This window comes from Duganella levis (assembly GCF_009857605.1).
In the GTDB taxonomy this organism is placed as follows: domain Bacteria; phylum Pseudomonadota; class Gammaproteobacteria; order Burkholderiales; family Burkholderiaceae_D; genus Rugamonas; species Rugamonas levis.
The window spans coordinates 409,218-426,028 of record NZ_WWCT01000002.1 but is presented as its reverse complement, the minus strand read 5'-3'; the positions used below and the strand labels follow the sequence as shown (position 1 = coordinate 426,028).

13 protein-coding genes and 1 riboswitch are annotated in these 16,811 nt (G+C 64.1%); of the genes, 4 read left to right on the top strand and 9 right to left on the bottom strand.

Annotation, left to right across the window (positions count from 1 at the left end; all coding sequences use genetic code 11):
- Positions 1-89: 89 nt before the first annotated feature.
- Complete coding sequence (locus GTP69_RS04895) at positions 90-1,880, bottom strand: flagellar assembly protein A (RefSeq protein ID WP_161053813.1); 1,791 nt, start codon at positions 1,878-1,880, stop codon at positions 90-92.
- 315 nt (positions 1,881-2,195) lie between these two features.
- Complete coding sequence (locus tag GTP69_RS04890; RefSeq protein WP_371867803.1) at positions 2,196-2,522, bottom strand: hypothetical protein; 327 nt, start codon at positions 2,520-2,522, stop codon at positions 2,196-2,198.
- A gap of 249 nt (positions 2,523-2,771) precedes the next feature.
- On the opposite strand from GTP69_RS04890, the gene ompR reads away from it, so the two are divergent.
- The 3 genes from ompR to GTP69_RS04875 are packed head-to-tail and all read left to right on the top strand — an operon-like array spanning position 2,772 to position 5,633.
- Positions 2,772-3,539: an osmolarity response regulator transcription factor OmpR gene (gene ompR / locus GTP69_RS04885; protein ID WP_161053811.1), complete on the top strand. Its 768-nt coding sequence runs from the start codon at positions 2,772-2,774 to the stop codon at positions 3,537-3,539.
- Between the two features lie 13 nt (positions 3,540-3,552).
- Positions 3,553-4,920 carry an ATP-binding protein gene (locus GTP69_RS04880; protein WP_161053810.1) on the top strand — a complete coding sequence of 456 codons (1,368 nt, stop codon included), beginning with the start codon at positions 3,553-3,555 and terminating at the stop codon, positions 4,918-4,920.
- On the top strand, positions 4,920-5,633 hold the full coding sequence (locus GTP69_RS04875; protein WP_161053809.1) for a hypothetical protein: 714 nt from the start codon (positions 4,920-4,922) through the stop codon (positions 5,631-5,633). The genes GTP69_RS04880 and GTP69_RS04875 overlap by 1 nt, the downstream gene beginning before the upstream one ends.
- On the opposite strand, the gene GTP69_RS04870 is transcribed toward GTP69_RS04875, so the two are convergent.
- On the bottom strand, positions 5,608-6,105 hold the full coding sequence (locus GTP69_RS04870) for an Imm26 family immunity protein (protein ID WP_161053808.1): 498 nt from the start codon (positions 6,103-6,105) through the stop codon (positions 5,608-5,610). The two genes, GTP69_RS04875 and GTP69_RS04870, sit on opposite strands and share 26 nt — an antisense overlap.
- 102 nt (positions 6,106-6,207) lie before the next feature.
- Positions 6,208-6,306: riboswitch (TPP riboswitch) on the top strand.
- Positions 6,307-6,363: 57 nt separating this feature from the next.
- On the opposite strand from GTP69_RS04870, the gene GTP69_RS04865 reads away from it, so the two are divergent.
- Positions 6,364-8,496, top strand: coding sequence for a TonB-dependent siderophore receptor (locus tag GTP69_RS04865; protein WP_161053807.1), 2,133 nt, complete (start codon positions 6,364-6,366; stop codon positions 8,494-8,496).
- On the opposite strand, the gene GTP69_RS04860 is transcribed toward GTP69_RS04865, so the two are convergent.
- Genes GTP69_RS04860 through GTP69_RS04835 form a run of 6 tightly spaced genes read right to left on the bottom strand, consistent with a single transcriptional unit; the run spans position 8,493 to position 16,791 of the window.
- On the bottom strand, positions 8,493-9,185 hold the full coding sequence (locus GTP69_RS04860) for a hypothetical protein (RefSeq protein WP_229260811.1): 693 nt from the start codon (positions 9,183-9,185) through the stop codon (positions 8,493-8,495). The genes GTP69_RS04865 and GTP69_RS04860 overlap by 4 nt on opposite strands.
- Before the next feature lie 23 nt (positions 9,186-9,208).
- Positions 9,209-9,721: an AAA family ATPase gene (locus GTP69_RS04855; protein ID WP_161053805.1), complete on the bottom strand. Its 513-nt coding sequence runs from the start codon at positions 9,719-9,721 to the stop codon at positions 9,209-9,211.
- Positions 9,718-10,362, bottom strand: a complete 645-nt coding sequence (pnuC, locus tag GTP69_RS04850; RefSeq protein WP_229260810.1) for a nicotinamide riboside transporter PnuC — start codon at positions 10,360-10,362, stop codon at positions 9,718-9,720. The genes GTP69_RS04855 and pnuC overlap by 4 nt, the downstream gene beginning before the upstream one ends.
- Positions 10,359-12,494 carry a S46 family peptidase gene (locus tag GTP69_RS04845; RefSeq protein WP_161053804.1) on the bottom strand — a complete coding sequence of 712 codons (2,136 nt, stop codon included), beginning with the start codon at positions 12,492-12,494 and terminating at the stop codon, positions 10,359-10,361. Before GTP69_RS04845 ends, pnuC begins: the two co-directional genes overlap by 4 nt.
- 32 nt (positions 12,495-12,526) lie before the next feature.
- A complete protein-coding gene (locus GTP69_RS04840) occupies positions 12,527-14,209 on the bottom strand; it encodes a PAS domain S-box protein (protein WP_161053803.1) in 1,683 nt (560 codons plus the stop codon).
- A gap of 2 nt (positions 14,210-14,211) precedes the next feature.
- Entirely contained in the window at positions 14,212-16,791 is a 2,580-nt protein-coding gene (locus GTP69_RS04835; protein ID WP_161053802.1) for a chemotaxis protein CheB, read from the bottom strand.
- Positions 16,792-16,811 lie beyond the last annotated feature (20 nt).

The window sequence follows — 16,811 nt, the reverse complement described above, 5'->3', positions numbered from 1 at the left end:
ACGTCGGGCCGGCGCGCCATGGCGCGTCCCCTTCACTTTTTGATGTTAGCCCAAGATTAGCATGTTACGCCGGGCTTGCGCCAGCCGCATTAAGGCGTGGGCCGCAGGCGCGGATTCAGATGCCAGTCCAGTGAGCCGGCACTGTCGGCAAACAGCAACTGGCCGCCGGTCGGCGTGCCGCGCAGGCGCTGCTTCAGATCCTTGGGCGGCAGCTGCCGCAGCGCCGCCGTGTCGGCAACGAACGGCATGGTGCGCACCAGCGTCTCGCCGCTGGCCATGTGCAGGCCGCAGCGGGCAATGCCGGCCGCCTCCACCTTCTGCTCGATCACCCGCGCCAGCCGCTCACTCAGCAGCGTGTGCTGGGTCTGGCCGACCTGCCAATCCAGCTTGTGCTTCTGGATGGCTTTGATCTCTTCCGCCACCGCCGTGGCGATCTTGCGCAGGAACTGGCCCTGCTCCGGCGTCAGCACCAGTTCCTGCGTGCGCAGCTTGGCCGCCAGCGCCAGATAGCGGCGCACGTCCGGCAGCGCCGAGATGCGGTCGATCTCCTGCTGGCTGTCGGCGTTGGCCTGGGCGAAAGCGGCCACGCGTGCCTCCAGCTCAGCGATCTCCTGGTCGAACTGCGTCACATCCTTCACCAGCACATAGATGATCATCTCGGTGCGGCGACGGGGACCGGCGCTTTCCACCTCGACGTTGCGGCCGGCGATAGCGCAGCCTTCGGCCACCGAAATCAGCACGACGTCGCCGATGATTTCGCAGTTGGAGGCTTCTTCCACCGTGACGTTGACGCCGGAGATCACGCAGTTCTCGGCGCGCTGGATGGTGATCGCGCCATTCACCGCATGGATCACCGAATTGGACGCCACGCCGGCGATGTTGATATTGCCAGCTACGTTATGCACACTGCCGCTGACCAGGTTCTTGTCCAGCACCACCGTGCCGCCGCGCGAATGGATATTGCCATAGACGTTGCCATGCACCGTGATGTCGGAGCCGGTGACATCGCGCTGCTCCTGCACGTCGCCGTATTCCTCATAGGCGCCAGCCAGTTGCAGGTTACCGGTGGTGCGGCCGCTGACGCCTTCCAGGCTGATGATTTTATCGGTGATGGAAATGCGGTTGGACTTGGCGTCCACGCTTAAAAAACCTTCGCGCGTGGAGACAAGGTATTCGCCATCGTCGAAGGTTTTCGCCTCGGTGCCCTCGCCGGCCAGAAAGCGCAGCGTCAAATCCTTGGGCGGCGCCGGCTCGGTCCTGCGGCCTGCCAGGTCGAAGCCCGGCAGTCCTGGCACCGACGGCTCCTTCTTCAGCAGCCGTACTTCGGCCTTAATCTGCGGGAAGCGGTTCTGGAAGCTTTGCAGGTCGATGCGGCCGTCGGCACGCGCCTTGGGCGCATCGCTGCGGTGCAGGTCGGACGAGACTTCCACCACGAAGGCGTCCTTGCCGTCTTCCGGTTCCAGGTCGGTGGCGAAGGTGATGCGGTCGGCCTTGGGCGAGGCCATGGCAGCCTTCACCGCCGCCACGTCGATGCCGAAGCGGATACCCTTGTTCCACATATCGGCGATGAATTCATCGATATCCAGATACGCCGGGCGTTCCGGAATCACGGTGCCGTCGGGCAGTGTGATCTCGTCCAGGAATAGCGGCTGGAAGGTGTACTCGGCATAGGACAGGCTGATTTTGGGATTCTTGTACAGCGCCAGACGGACGCCGTCAAACACCTGCACGGCATCGGCCAGGCGCAGCGCCTGCACTTCGCCGAGGTCGGGGCCGACGCCATACAGCGCCTGCATCAGCGCGGCGTAATCGAGACCGGCGAAGTAACCGCCGGACTGGAACACGTGCGTCACCGCCGCCGTCAGCGCCGGCTTGCTCATGCCCACATCGATATAAATTCCGTCCGCACGCTTCACTAAACCAATAGGCAAGCCGGGACCGGGAGCTTCTGGCTCCGAGCCGGCGGCTGGCGCTGCGGATGCAACGTCTTGAACCACGGTCTTCCTCCAAACGGCACGCAGGCTGCCGGAAGGCGTTGCGTGTGATTAATTGATCTTACACGCAGACCATGGAAAAGATAGGAGAAAGGCGGCTCTTAGCGCATCAAGTGTGAGTATATTGATACAAAACAATAATACGCAAATAATAAATTTAACGTTTTATTATCATTAATTGACTAGCAATTAATAAAGTCATCAACGACGCGGCGGCACCGCGTACAAGTCCTGACTAACCTCGTTGATCTGGCGACGCAGGTCGCGGCGCTCGTCCGGCGTCATGCGGCCGACACGGCGGCTCATCTCGGCGTTGCGGCTGGCGTCCTGCATGGCGCGACGCTGTTCTTCGGCGCGCGCTTCGTAGCTGCGTGGATCGAGCTGGCGCGTATCACTGGCACGCGGCTGATCGCCGCGCGGCGCGTTCTGCTGATGCTGCGATGGTGGCGGAGGCTGGTCGCGGCGTTGCTGGCCATTGGGACCATCGCCGTCGGCATGCGCCAGGCTGGCGCCCAGCAGGCCGCACACCAATGCGGAAGCCGTAGTGAATCGAACGCAAAAAGATGCGCTAGCTGCCGCGAATTTTCTTTTGTGATCGATGAACATGACGTCCCCTGGAAAGCTGAATCTATGCCCGCAGTGTATGATGCTTTGCCTGAGGGGGTAAGGCGAATTGGGTAAAGTTTGTAACACTTTGTAATGGGTTGTCGTGCGTGTTTTCGCAGGACGAATATGACGTTACCATAGCAACATGAATAAGACAAATCTGGCAGCCAAATGACTACAACAACGACTGAATCCGGCAACAACGCGACCCATGGCCAGGGCCATGCCGCCAAAATCATGGTGGTCGACGACGACGTCCGACTGCGTGATCTGCTGCGCCGCTATCTGACCGAGCAAGGCTTCAACGTCTTTACCGCGGAAAGCGCCACCGCCATGAACAAACTATGGCTGCGCGAGCGCTACGACCTGCTGGTGCTGGACCTGATGCTGCCCGGCGAAGACGGCCTGTCGATCTGCCGCCGCCTGCGCGGCGCCGGCGACCAGACGCCGATCATCATGCTGACCGCAAAAGGCGAAGACGTCGACCGCATCGTCGGCCTGGAAATGGGCGCCGACGACTACCTGCCGAAGCCCTTCAATCCGCGCGAACTGGTGGCCCGTATCGGCGCCGTACTGCGCCGCCGCGGCCCGGACGAAATCCCTGGCGCACCGTCGGAAACCCCGCAGACCTTCGAGTTCGGCCAGTTCGTGCTGGACCTGGGCACCCGCACGCTGAAGAAAAACGGCGAGACCGTGCCGCTAACCACCGGCGAATTTTCGGTACTAAAAGTATTCGCCCGCCATGCGCGCCAGCCGCTGTCGCGCGAAAAGCTGATGGAACTGGCGCGCGGCCGCGAATACGAAGTGTTCGACCGCAGCCTGGACGTGCAGATCTCGCGCCTGCGCAAACTGATCGAGCCGGATCCTTCCAGCCCGCTGTACATCCAGACCGTATGGGGCCTGGGCTATGTGTTCATCCCGGAGGGACAGCCGCGCTAATCTGCGGACGCCTATGAAGTCGCTGCTGAAGTTTCCCTTCCCGCTACGCCTCGCCAGCCTGAAAAGCGGCTTATTCTGGCGCACCTTCTTTCTGCTCGGCGCCCTCACCACCACCAGCATGACGGCCTGGGTCGGCATGATCAGCGTGGTGCAGCACGAGCCGCAGGTGCAGCAGATTTCCGCCCAGGTGATCTCCGTGGTCACCATCACTCACGCCGCGCTGACCCACGCCGCGCCCGAACTGCGGCGCGAGCTGCTGTTCGACCTGGTGGCCAACGAGGGCATTCGCGTGTTCACGCTGGAGGAGGACGACCAGGTGGCGCCGCCGGCCAACAACGCGCTGATGCCGGACATCGAGCAGCTGGTGCGCGCCAAGCTGGGACAGGACACGCGTTTCTCGTCCAAGGTGAACGGCGTGTCCGGCTTCTGGGTCAGCTTCAAGATCGACGACGACCAGTACTGGCTGATGCTGGAGCGCGAACGCATACGCGGCCTGACCGGCATCCAGTGGCTGGGCTGGGCCAGCGTGGTATCGGTGGTGTCGCTGCTGGGCGCCGCCTTCATTTCGAGCCTGATCAACCTGCCCTTGCGCCGCCTGACCCAGGCTACCCGCGATTTCGCCCAGGGCAAGCGCCCTGCCCCGCTGCCGGAACGCGGCCCGGCCGAAATCATGGAAGCCAACCGCAGCTTCAACCAGATGGTCACCGATTTGCAGCAGGTGGAATCGGATCGCGCCGTGATCCTGGCCGGCATCTCGCACGATTTGCGCACGCCGCTGGCGCGCATGCAGCTGGAGCTGGAGATGGCCAATCTGTCGACCGACGCGCGCGAAGGCATGCAGTCCGACATCGGCCAGATGGACGCCATCATCGGCCAGTTCCTCGACTACGCCAAGCCTACCGAGGCGTCCAGCTTCGTCAACGTCGACATCAGCGAACTGCTGACCGACACCGCGCACGAAGCAGCGCGCCTGCCGGACGTGCGCATCAACACCGATATCGCACCCGATGCGCATGCGATGGGCAACGCCACCGATATCAAGCGCGTGATCAACAACCTGATCGAAAACGCCCGCCGCTACGGCCGCACGGCGGATGCCGACTACACCGAGATCGACATCAAGTGCAGCGTCAAGGGCATGCATGCGGCCAAACGCGTGACGATCGAGGTGCAGGACCACGGCGTCGGCGTGCCGCCCGACCAGATCGAGCAGCTGCTCAAGCCCTTCACCCGGCTCGACGCGGCGCGCGGCCAGGCCAACGGCGCCGGCCTGGGGCTGGCCATCGTCGACCGCGTGATCACCCGCCATGGCGCCGAGCTGAATGTGCGCAACCGCGAAGGCGGCGGCTTGCAGATCCAGATCGTGATGAAGGCGCTGTGATGCGGCGCGTCCTGTTTGCCGCCGCGTTGGCGCTTGCCGCCAGCGCCTGCGCCGCCGCGCCGGCCGCCAAGCCAAAGGCGCCGCCTTCCTTGCAACTGCGCGAGCCGACTGCCGAGGAACGCAGCTCGTTCGAGGAATACTATCGCCTGCAAGTGCCGGCCAAGATCAGCGGCGGCTCGTCGCTGTTTGCACCAGCATTCGACATCCAGCGGCGCGGCAATGAGCCGTGGCGGGTGATCGCGCGCGTCGATTCGTCGCCGCGCCACTTCACGCCGGACCTGTGCCGGCAGGTGCGCACCAGCTACATCTACAATCCCAAGGCGCCGCAGGACCAGCGCTGGACACCGTCGGCAGCCGCGCCGGAATGGTATGTCTGGCTGGCCACGCCGAAGACCATCTGCACCGCCGCGCAATACACCACGCGCATGGCCCCGGCCGTGCATCCGGACGACGTCAAGGCGCTGATCTGGCAGCACCGCGAACTGCTGGCGCGGGCGCGGCTGCTGTTCGCGGGGAATTCCGGCTGCGCGCGCCAACGCTCGCTGACTTTCCGCCTCAGCGCGATCGAGCCAGCGCCGCCGTCCAACGGCGCACCAACCATGGTGGGCATGGTGTTCGACAGCGACCGCGACACGCAGGTGCGGGTCGCGGTGCGCAAGAGCCGCGGCGAATACGCGGCGTGGAATGTCAGCTGCGCGCAGTTTGCTGATTAATCGGGTGGTCCGGCCCTTCCAGCAATTTGGTCAGCAATAACTCGGCCGAGCCGTAACCGTACAACGAGTCGGCGTCCAACCCTTCCGTCTCGTACGGTACCGACTCTTCGCGCTCCGAGCGGCTCGGATCCGGATCGGCATAGGTCACGCGCCAAGCGCGCTTGAGCGTGTCGGCACGGCGCAGGAACTGCGGCACCGGCCACTGCGCCGGGTCCCACATATCGATATCGCCCAGCACGCGCCAGTGGCCGCTGGCCAGCGCCATGTCGCCGCAACGCAGCACCTTGACGGCGTCCTGCGGCCGCAGCGTGTTCAGTTCTTCCAGCGACGGGAAGCGCGGCAGCTTGGGGCCGAACAGATAGGCCAGCATGATTTTACTGCCCGGCGACAGTCGCGCCACCAGCCCCCATCCATAGCCGCCGTCCAGCAATGGCACGGCAAACCAGCTCCCCTCTTGATACGACTGCTTCATTCCAACCCCTTCAACCTCCGCCCAGCGGCGCAAGTTCGCAGTGTAGCGACGCCGCGCCAAACGTGGCGCACGAGATGTCAATTGTGAACTGTGATACACTCGCGGCTTCGCTAGGGGTCCTGGAACATCGTTTCCGGGTGAGAGATACCCTTCGTACCTGATCTGGATAATGCCAGCGAAGGAAAGCGCAAAAGTCGGATCTCCCTCCTTTGATGGCTCTCTTCGCCGGCCCCCAGCCGAGACAAGTAGAGAGCAAATATGTCCACACCAAACTTCGCAGTGTCCGCCATCGCCTTGGCGGTTTTACAGATGACTTCCAGCGCCGCGCGCGCGGAAGATCCCGACCAGACCATGCAGGAAGTGGTCGTCAGCGCCGCCAAGACGCGCGCCACCACCGCCAGCGTTGCCGGCTTCGCCAACGCGCCATTGCTGGAAACGCCCGCCTCGGTCAGCGTGCTGACCTCGCAGCAGATGCTGGACCTCCAAATTCGCTCGACCACCGACGCCGCCCGCTACGACGCCAGCCTGAGCGACGCCTACAACGCCGTCGGCTATGCCGAGCAGTTCTCGATCCGCGGCTTCAATCTGGATAACGAATCGAGCTACCGCAAGGACGGCATGGCCATCACCGGCGACACCCAGATCCCGCTGGAGAACAAGGAGCGGCTGGAAGTGCTGAAAGGCCTGTCCGGCCTGCAGGCCGGCGTCAGCGCGCCGGGCGGCATCATCAACTACGTCATCAAGCGTCCGACCGACACGCCGCTGCGCACCGTGGTGCTGGAAGAACGCGAACGCGGCAACCTGTATGGCGCGGTCGACCTGGGCGGCCGCTTCGACAACACCGACTTCGGCTACCGCATCAACGCCGCCGCCGAACGCCTGCGCTCCTACATCAAGGGCGCGGACGGCAACCGCAAGTTCGTCTCGGCCGCCTTCGACTGGCGCATCTCGCCGCAGGCGCTGCTGCAAATCGACGCTGACTACCAGCGCAAATCGCAGGTCACCGCGCCGGGCTACCAGCTGCTGAACAACCTGACGCTGCCAAACGTGCCGGCCGACCAGCTGCTGAACGACCAGCCGTGGAGCCGTCCGGTGGAAACCACCAGCAGCAACGTCGGCGCGCGCTTCGAATACAAGTTCTCGCCGGACTGGAACGCCACCATCAGCGCCAACCAGCACAACTTCAAGCGCGACGACTACACCGCCTTCCCTTACGGCTGCGGCGCGCAGGATCTGTATCCGGGTTTCTGCGGCAATGGCGATTACGACGTCTACAACTACATCAGCCTGGGCGAAAAGAAATCGCCGCTGACGGCGCAAGCCTTGCTGCAAGGCCGCTTTGCCACCGGCACGATCAAGCATGACTTCACCGGCGGCGCATCGTTCTTCAAGAACAGCGAAAAATGGGGCGACTACCTGTACGACCTGTCCGGCGTCAGCAACATCTATCATCCGGTAGTGGTGGCGCCGGCGCCGGGCACCAGCGGCCCGGTCTCGGAACGCCGCCGCGACAACGAACGCGCGCTGTTCGCGCAGGACATCGTCAGCCTGAATGAACAACTCAAGCTGCATGCCGGCGCGCGCTATGTGAAATTGAAGCGTGACGAATACGTCGGCGTCGACGATGACGGCGCCGTGCTGCCGTACGCGCATACCGACATCGGCTTCTGGCTGCCGAATGTGGCGCTGGTGTACAACGTGCGTTCCAACGTGGCGACTTACGTCTCCTACGCGCAGGGCCTTGAGCATGGCGGCGTCGCGCCGATGGGCACCGAGAACGAGCACCGCGCGCTGGAGCCAAGCAAATCGAAACAGGTGGAAGTGGGCATCAAGGCCGACATCCGCCAGGACCTGAGCGCCAGCGTGGCGCTGTTCCAGATCCGCAAAGGCCTGGAATACACCGACGCCGCCAACTACTACGTGCGCAACGGCGAAGCGCAGAACCGCGGCCTGGAAGTAGCGCTGAACGGCCGCGCATCGCGTGACCTGACGGTCGGCGTATCGGCCACTGCGCTGAATACGAAACAAAGCGGCACCGGTTCGGCGGAGCTGGACGGCAAGCGCGTGACCGACGTCGCCGCGTTCAAATCGTCGGTGTATGCGGATTACGCCGTGCCGCAGGTGCAGGGCCTGAAGGTCGGCGCCAACTGGCAGTACTCGGGCAAGAAAGCTTTCGACGCCGCCAACTCGGTGTTCGTGCCGAGCTACCACGTGGTCAACCTGACCGGATCGTATGCCACCCGCATCGGCAATATCGGCACCACCTTCCGCGCCGGTATCGACAACGTGTTCGACAAGTTCTACTGGCGTGATGTGACGCCGGAACTGGGTGGCTACCTGATGCCGGGCGCCTTGCGCACCTTCCGCATCTCGGCCACCTTCGATCTTTAAAAGATCAGCTGCGCGCGCATCGAAAAACTTTTCGCTGCGCGCGCCGAATTCCTGCCGATCAGGTAAGCGAATTCATATTTCAATTCCTGCCGTCCGATATCGGTGTGCCCACCGACCATCGGCCCGGCGCGATGCGACTGCTGCTTGTATGGCGACCAGTCGTTCCATTTCCCTACCTCGCCGAAGGCCTGCACGCCGGGCTGGAACCATGGTTTCCAGTTGTGCTTCACCTGTAGCTGGTAAGTCAGTTCGGCTGGATTCGGGCCGGAGACGGTGCGGTAATCGCGCTGGAAGAACAGGTTGGCGTTGAACTGGGTGCGGCCGATTTCCGTTTGCAGCACCGGCCCCCATTCCAGCATATAGCCATTGTCGCGATCATGCGAGCGCTCCACCTTGGTGTGCAGCGCCAGGTCGAAGTCATACTGCCCTTGCGTCAGCATGTAGTCGTTCTGCCAGGCGGTGGCGGTGCGCTGCGTACCGCTGCCATTGCGCGTGAACCATTCTTCGTAAATTTCCGTGTACCAGCGCGATGTGACGCCATAGCCGACGCCGATTTCCGGCGACGCCGTGGTGCGGCCGCTGTATTGGGCGTGCCAGTATTTGTAGTCGATCGATGCCTGGCCTTCCACATCGTAGGTGGAGACCAGGTAGTAGCCGGTATCGGCCAGCGCCAGCGGAGTAACCAACATCGATAACGCCGCCAACCGCTTGATCATAAATGCCCTGACGCCTGTGAGATGCGTTGATCGGGATCGCCCGATATCAAGATGTAGGGTATCTCACGCGCCGCCAGTTCGTCCAGCAGCATGCGGTTGACGATGATGCTGACTTCCTCGTTCTCGCGCTGCAAGCCATCGGCCACCCAAGGGATATCGGGCGCCATCACCAGCGTCATGGCGTAGTCGCGCGGGTGCGCGTCCGCCAGCAGCGCCAGCTGGGGATCGATGCCGCCAAAATAATGGCGGCTGTAGACCGCCGTCATCAGCGGCGTAGTGTCGCAAAAAAGATACTTGCCTGCCAGCGGCGCGGCGGCGTCCTCGCGTGCGCGCTGCGTGCGGGCGATGTGGATCTGGTCCGCCGCCACCGGCACGCGGCCTTCCGTATCGACAAATTCGCGCAGGTATTCCGGCACCCACACGGTGCCGTAGCGCTGCGCCAGCGCCGCCGCCAAGGTGGTCTTGCCGGAGGACGCCGTGCCGAGAATCGCAATGCGCAGCGGTTTCATTCCATTGCCAGACGGCGGCCGCCCGTATGCGTGTCGCCGCTCCAGGTGCGCAGGCCGATCACCGCCATGCCGACGAAGATGGCGTACAAGATCGCCGTCAACATCAGGTGCTTGTGCAGATACAGTCCGACATACAGCACATCGACAATGATCCACACATGCCAGTTCTCGATCTTCTTCCGCGACAGCAGCAGCTGGCCGACCAGCGAACCGGCCGTCAGGAAGCCGTCCGAATTCGGCACGTCGGTATCGGTATAGGACTTGAGGAACCACGCCAGCAGCGCAAAGCCGGCCAGCCAGGCGCCGGCGGCCAGCCAGCGGCCGCGCGCCGACAGCGCCGTCACCGGCAGCTTGTCGTGGCTATCATCGCCGTGCAGCCATTGATACCAGCCGAACACCGACACCGCGATGAACACCAGCTGCAGCCCCATGTCGCCATACAGCCGCGAACCATAAAACACCAGGCCATAGGTGGCCGACGAGATGATGGCGAACAGCCAGCCCCAATGGCTCTGGCGGATGTTCAGCCACACCGTGGCCACCGACAGCAGGAACGACAACAGCTCCAGCGGGGTCGTGGCAAATACTGCCAGGTGCAACGGCATATTCGCGTAACCCAGCAGGAGTGTCAGTACGTTCATTTTTTAGGATATTTGATGGTCATTTCTTTGAGCACGTTGTCGGCATGATCGACTTCCGACATCACCCACAGCATATACCGGATATCCAGGTGGATGGCGCGGGTGATGTCGCGGTCGAAGTACCAGTCCTTGGTGATCGACTCGTAGGTCGAATCGAAGTTCAGGCCAATCAGCTCGCCGTTCTTGTTCATCACCGCCGAACCGGAGTTGCCGCCGGTGGTGTCGGCGCTGGTCAGGAAGTCAACCGGCACCGTGCCCAGGACCGGATCCTTGAACTGGCCGTAGCGCTTGGCCTTGATCGCATCCAGCAGGTTTTGCGGCGCGTCGAACGGCGCCTTGCCGGTGTTCTTCTCGACGATGCCTTCGATGGTGGTGAACGGACCTTTGGTGATGCCGTCCTTCGGCGAGTACGGCGACACGGTGCCATAGGTCACGCGCAGCGTCGAATTCGCGTCAGGATAAACCGGCTTGCCCTGCGATTTTTTCCATGCGATGACGGCTGCCATGTACTGTGGGATCACGCGTTCCAGGTTGCCATCCAGTTCCTTGCGGCGGTCCTTCAGCGACTGCGACACGTCGTCGGTCTTCACCGCCAGCTTGATGAAGGCGTCGTTCGAGGCGCCGAAGGCGGCGGTATCCTTGCCAACCCACGACAGGCGCGTGGCGGTATCGCCCAGCTGCGATTGCGCGTACAGCGCCGGCACCGCGTCCACTGGTGGCAGCAGCGCATCCAAGCCGGTAACGTGCATCGACTTCGGCAGCCTGGCGTAACGCTGCAAGGCGGCGACGAAGCGCGCCTGGTCAACGCTGCCCACATACGACTGCTCCAGGCGGTTCAAACGCGCCTTGATGAACGGCAGGTCGCGCTGCTGGAAGCCCAGCTCACGCTCCGCATCCGGCTTGGCGCTTTCCTGCGCCAGGCGGTACAGCGGCGCGGCGGCTTTCAGCAGGTCGCTGGTGGTGGCCACGCTGTAGCCGAATTCCTCGTCGCTCAGCGCGATGTCGGCGGCGATCAGCGCATCCAGTTCGGCCAGCAGCTTCTTGTCGCTGTTCGGCTGCTTGGCGTACCAGGCGCGGAACTCGGCGTCCTGCACGTCCTTGATGGCGGCGATGTCCTTGCGCGCAAAGCCGTCGATCAGGCCACGCGTTTTCTTCATCACGTTGTTCAGACCTTTGACCACGCTGGCGTAACGCACGGCGTTGGCTTCGCTCTTCTCGGTGGAGGCGGCGATCACGTCCAGGTCGGACTGGATCTCGGCGGCCTTGGCCGGATAGGCGGCGTCGCGCGCGTAGCGGATTTCCGACGGCAGCTTGTAGCGGCTGGTGCGGCCAGGGTAGCCGGCCAGCAGCACCGGATCGCCGTTCTTCAGGCCTGCGGCCGACACCACCAGGAAGTCCTTGGATTTATATGGCACGTTGTCCGGCGACGGTTCGGCCGGACGGCCATCCTTGCCGACGTAGGCGCGCAGGAACGAATAGTCGCCCACGTGGCGCGGCCACTCGTAGTTGTCGATATCGCCGCCAAAGTCGCCCAGCGAATTGGCCGGCGCGTACACCAGGCGCACGTCGCGTATCATCATCTGGCGGATACGGTAGTATTCCAGGCCGCGATGGAAGGCCGGCACCGAGCAGCGATAAAACTTGTCGCTCTCGCATTCGGCGATCAGGGCCTTGATGTTCTTGTCCACCGCTTCGCTGCGCGCCTTGCCGCTCATGCTCGGCGTGATGTCCTTCAGCACGCGGCCGGTAACGTTTTCCACCTTGTCGGTCACGTACACCAGCGTATTCGGGCCGCCCGGCAGCTCGTCGGCGCGGGTCTTGGCCAGGTAGCCGTTGGCGATGTAGTTATGTTCCGGCGTCGAGTTGCGCTGGATGGCGCCATAGGCGCAGTGGTGATTGGTGACCACCAGGCCGGCGTCCGACACGAACGACGCCGAGCAGCCGCCCAGCGAGACGATGGCGCTCATCGGATGCTTCGACAGGTCGGCCAGCTTTTCCGCCGGGATGGCGATGCCGATGCGTTTGAGTTCGGATTTCAGCTGCGGCAGCTGGTATGGCTGCCATTGCCCTTCGTCGGCGTGTGCGCTGGTGGCGCACAGCAGTGCGGCGGGAATAACTAAATATTTTAACAAGATATGGCCCCTGATTGGTTACGGCGCCAGTATTATAGATCGAAGCTCAACGTCAGCCTACAGCCGCCGGTCGGCTGGTTGCACAGATCCACGCGGCCGCCCAGCGCGGCGACGCGCTGGTTCATGCCGATCAGGCCAAAGGACTCGGGCTTGCGCCGCTCCGGCTGCTGCAGGCCGATGCCGACACCGTCGTCGCTCACGCTCAGCGCCAGATGGCCGGCGCGCAGCGACAGCACGATGTTCACCCGCCGCGCATGCGCATGGCGGCGCACATTGTTCAGCGCCTCCTGCAGGCTGCGGAACAGCACGATCTGCATGTCCGGCGACAGTCCGGCCAGCGCCGCCAGGCCGTCCGCATCCGGCAGCGTCAGCGCACATGCCAGGCCGCTGCGCCGGGCGAATTCGGCGGCTTGCCACTCCAGCGCCGCCTGCACGCCCAAGTCCAGCACCGCCGGCCGCAGTTCGTTCATGATGCCGCGCACGCTGCGGATGGTGGCGTCCACCGTCTCCAGCGCCGCGCTGACGCGCTGGTGCAGGCGGCCATGGCTGCCGGCGGTGCGCGCGTTGAGCATCGACAGGTCGATGCGCAGCGCCAGCAGGTTCTGTCCCAGTTCGTCGTGGATGTCGCGGGCGATGCGCTTGCGCTCATCCTCCTTGATGGTTTCCAGGTGGGTGGCCAGCTGGCGCAATTCCTCGCGCGATGCGGTCAGCTCGACGGTGCGCGCCGCCACCCGCGCGTCCAGCTCCTGCGACCAGCGTTGCAGCGCGGCGTCGGCGTCGCGCTGCGCCGTGACGTCGGAAAACACGCCGATGAAATGCGTGATGGCGCCCTCGCCGTCGCGGATCACCGTCAGCGACATGGCGGCCACGTACGGCGTACCGTCGCGGCGGCGGTTGAACACATCGCCCTGCCAGCGTCCGTGGCTGCGCACCTGCGCCAGCGCAGCCGCGTGATAACCAGGCGGGTGGGCGCCGACGCGGCCGAGGAAGCGCGGATTGCGGCCCAGCGCCTCTTCCGCCGCATAGCCGGTCAGCTGGCTGAAGGCGTGATTGACGGAGACGATATTCAGCTCGGCATCGCACACCAGCACGCCCTCGTTGATGCTGCTCAGCACCTGCATGGCGCGCAACCGCGCGGCGTCGCGCGTGGTGGCGTTGCCGACGTCGGTGAGGATCATGCGGCAGGTCTGCGCGCCCGCATCCAGATTGGCTTCGATGCGCAGCCAGCGCGGCTCCTGGCCGGCGGCGGCGTCGGGCGGCTCAAACAGCAGCACTTCCAGCGCCGCGCGCTCGCCGTTGTCGAACAGCCGCTGCAGAAAGCGGCGCAGTCCGCCCTGCGCCGCCGGCGCCACGAACTGCTCGAAGCGCTTGCCGAGCAGCGGCGATTGCGCCTCGCCCAACAGTTCGGCGGCGGCCAGGTTGGCGCGCGTGATGAAACCGCTGTGGTTCAGCGACACATAGCCGGCCGGCGCCTGCTCGTACAGCGCGGCGTAGCGCGCATGCAGCGCACTGGCCTGATCGCGCTCGGTCTGCAGCTCGGCCAGCGCCTCGCTTTGCAGATCGAGCTCGATCTGGCTCACTTGCAGTTCATGCCAGTGGCGCAGCTCATCGCTGCCGGCATCCGGCGCTGGCGGCAGCGGGTGACGCGCCACCGCATGCTCGGCCGCCGCCCGCAGTTGCACGGGATCGAGCTCGGGACGCGGCGGCTTTTTCATCATCACTCCGGCGTACCTTGTATCAGGCGCAGCCTGGCCTCCAGCTGCTTGGCTTCGCTGATATTGATAAAGGTGACCACCACGCCGTCAATGACGTTGTCCACCGTCCGATAAGGCATGATGCGCACCGTGTACCAGCCGCCGCTACGGGTCGGAATCTGGCGCTCGCTGTACACCAGCGTGCGTAGCACCTCGCGCGCGTCCTCCTCCAGTTCCGGGTAGGCCAGGTCGTTGACGATGTCGCCCAACGGCCGCTGCACGTCGCCGGGAATCAGCTTGTAGATCTGGGTGGCGCGGTCGGTGAAGCGGCGGATGCGCAGTTCGCTGTCGAGGAAGATGGTGGCGACATCGGTGCTGTTGAGCAGATTTTTCATGTCGCCATTGACCGTCGACAGGTCGTCCACCTTCGATTGCAGCTCGGCGTTGACGGTGTACAGTTCCTCGTTCAGCGACTGCATCTCTTCCTTGGAGGTGGTCAGCTCCTCGTTGGTCGATTGCAGTTCCTCGTTGGTCGACTGTAGCTCTTCATTGGCCGACTTGAGCTCCTCGCGCGAGGCCTGCATTTCATTGCGCACCGCCTGGATTTCCAGCCGCGCCTGCGCCAGTTGCTGCTCCAGCTCCAGCAGCTGCGGGTTGCGCGAACGCGGACGACGGCGCTCGGCCGGCACCGCGACACTGGCGAAGGTAACCAATACGGCGCCGGCCAGCGGCCCGGCTTCCTCCATCGCCTCCGCCGTCATGTCGACCGCCGTGGCGGGATGGCCGGCGGCGTCGCGCTGTATCAGGCCGCGCACAGTGGGGGTTTCCTCGCCCTGCATGGCGCGCTTGAGCAGCCCGGCCAGTTCGTGGCGCAAGCCCTCGCGCGCCATGGCATGGATGTTCCAGTTGGCCTTGCCGGCGGCCGGCTCCAGATAGGCGCCGGTGCGGCCATGGATGTACAGGATGTCGCCATGCACGTTCAGCAATACCGCCGCCGGCGTGTGCTTCTTGAGCAGCTGCTGCTCGACCTGAGTTTGGAGATTGCCGTTCATGGATGGGAGATCGGATGCGATAACAGAAGGAGCCGAGACATTGCTGACCCGGGTTGGAAAATAACTGGCGACATGGTTGATCGATGCATCCAGCCGGCGGTACACGCGCGCCGCGCCGTTCATCGGCGCAAACAGCTCGGCAAACTCGCCCGGCGTTTCAGCGCTACCCAGCAGCAGCAGGCCGTCCTGCTTGAGCGCATAGTGGAATAGCGGGATCAAGTCGCGCTGCAGCTTTGCGGTAAAGTATATCAGCAGGTTGCGGCAGCAGAGCAGATCGAGTTTGGTAAACGGCGGATCGGAAATGATGTTCTGGCGCGCGAAGATGATGGTGTTGCGGATGTCCTTGCGGATGCGGTAAGCACCGTTTGCGGTGGCGACGAAATAGCGTTGCAGGCGCTGCTCGCCGACGTCGTCACGGATGGCGGCGCTGAACAGGCCCTGGCGCGCCCGCGTCACTGCGTCGTCATCAAGGTCGGTCGCGAAGATCTGCAGCGTGTACTGGGCTGCCGGACGCAGTTGCTCCAGCACTTCGTGAAAACTGATGGCCAGCGTGTAGGCTTCCTCGCCGGTCGAGCAGGCCGGCACCCAGGCCTTGAACGCGGCGCCGTGCGGATGGCTCGCCAGCAATTGCGGCAGCGCCGTCTCGATCAGGTAGTCCCACACCTTGGGGCCGCGGAAAAAATTGGTCACGCCGATCAGCAGTTCCTTGAACAGCAGCTCGACTTCGGCCGGATTATCGCGCAGGAAGTCGATATAGGCCGGCAGCTCGCGGCATTGACGTACTTTCATGCGGCGCTCGATGCGGCGCATGACGGTGCTCAGCTTGTAGTCGGAAAAATTGGCGCCGGTTTGCGACAGCAGCAGCTGGTACATCTGCTGCAGAGCGTCGCGCTGCAGCAACGCGTCGACATTGAGGCCGAGGCCACTGTCGCGCCGCCACCAGTCGAGCGCGCGGCGCGCCAGTTCACCCGGCGGCGCCACTACGTCGACCACACCGGCGCTGATGGCGCTGACCGGCATGGATTCGAAGCGGGCCGACGGCGGCAGCTGCGCCATGGTCAGACCGCCACTATCGCGGATCGCTTTCAGGCCAAGGGTGCCGTCCGCGCCCATGCCGGACAGGATCACGCCGACCGTCTGGCCGGCGCTATGCCGGGCCAGCGCCATAAACAGGCGGTCGATCGACAAATGGTCCTGGTGCCGCACCGCGTGCGGTTGCAAGGCGATACGGCCGCCGTCGAGACTGAGCTGACCGCGCGCCGGCATCACGTAGACCCGGTCCGGCAGCAGCGCCATGCCATCCTGCACATCGCTGACCGGCATCGGGGTCACGCGCTGCAATAGCTGGGTAAGAATATCCTGGTGCTGCGGATCGACATGCTGCGCCACCACGTAGGCCATGCCGCTGGCGGCCGGCACGCTGGCGAGGAATTCGCAGATCGGATCGAGGCCGCCGGCGGATGCGCCTATCCCGACCACCGGAACACCGGCGTCCGGCGACGCGGTGGCGCTGGCGGCTGGCTCGTCAGGGGCTGGGGTGGGCGTGATCATCTTGCCAGATTATACAAAGC

What these genes read in the sequence shown, in the direction of transcription:
- GTP69_RS04895 (WP_161053813.1), bottom strand. Translation starts at nt 1,880, where the DNA reads ATGAGCAAGCCGGCGCTGACGGCGGCGGTGACGCACGTGTTCCAGTCC.
- ompR (WP_161053811.1), top strand. Translation starts at nt 2,772, where the DNA reads ATGACTACAACAACGACTGAATCCGGCAACAACGCGACCCATGGCCAG.
- GTP69_RS04880 (WP_161053810.1), top strand. Translation starts at nt 3,553, where the DNA reads ATGAAGTCGCTGCTGAAGTTTCCCTTCCCGCTACGCCTCGCCAGCCTG.
- GTP69_RS04875 (WP_161053809.1), top strand. Translation starts at nt 4,920, where the DNA reads ATGCGGCGCGTCCTGTTTGCCGCCGCGTTGGCGCTTGCCGCCAGCGCC.
- GTP69_RS04870 (WP_161053808.1), bottom strand. Translation starts at nt 6,105, where the DNA reads ATGAAGCAGTCGTATCAAGAGGGGAGCTGGTTTGCCGTGCCATTGCTG.
- GTP69_RS04865 (WP_161053807.1), top strand. Translation starts at nt 6,364, where the DNA reads ATGTCCACACCAAACTTCGCAGTGTCCGCCATCGCCTTGGCGGTTTTA.
- GTP69_RS04860 (WP_229260811.1), bottom strand. Translation starts at nt 9,185, where the DNA reads ATGTTGGTTACTCCGCTGGCGCTGGCCGATACCGGCTACTACCTGGTC.
- GTP69_RS04855 (WP_161053805.1), bottom strand. Translation starts at nt 9,721, where the DNA reads ATGAAACCGCTGCGCATTGCGATTCTCGGCACGGCGTCCTCCGGCAAG.
- pnuC (WP_229260810.1), bottom strand. Translation starts at nt 10,362, where the DNA reads ATGAACGTACTGACACTCCTGCTGGGTTACGCGAATATGCCGTTGCAC.
- GTP69_RS04840 (WP_161053803.1), bottom strand. Translation starts at nt 14,209, where the DNA reads ATGAAAAAGCCGCCGCGTCCCGAGCTCGATCCCGTGCAACTGCGGGCG.
- GTP69_RS04835 (WP_161053802.1), bottom strand. Translation starts at nt 16,791, where the DNA reads ATGATCACGCCCACCCCAGCCCCTGACGAGCCAGCCGCCAGCGCCACC.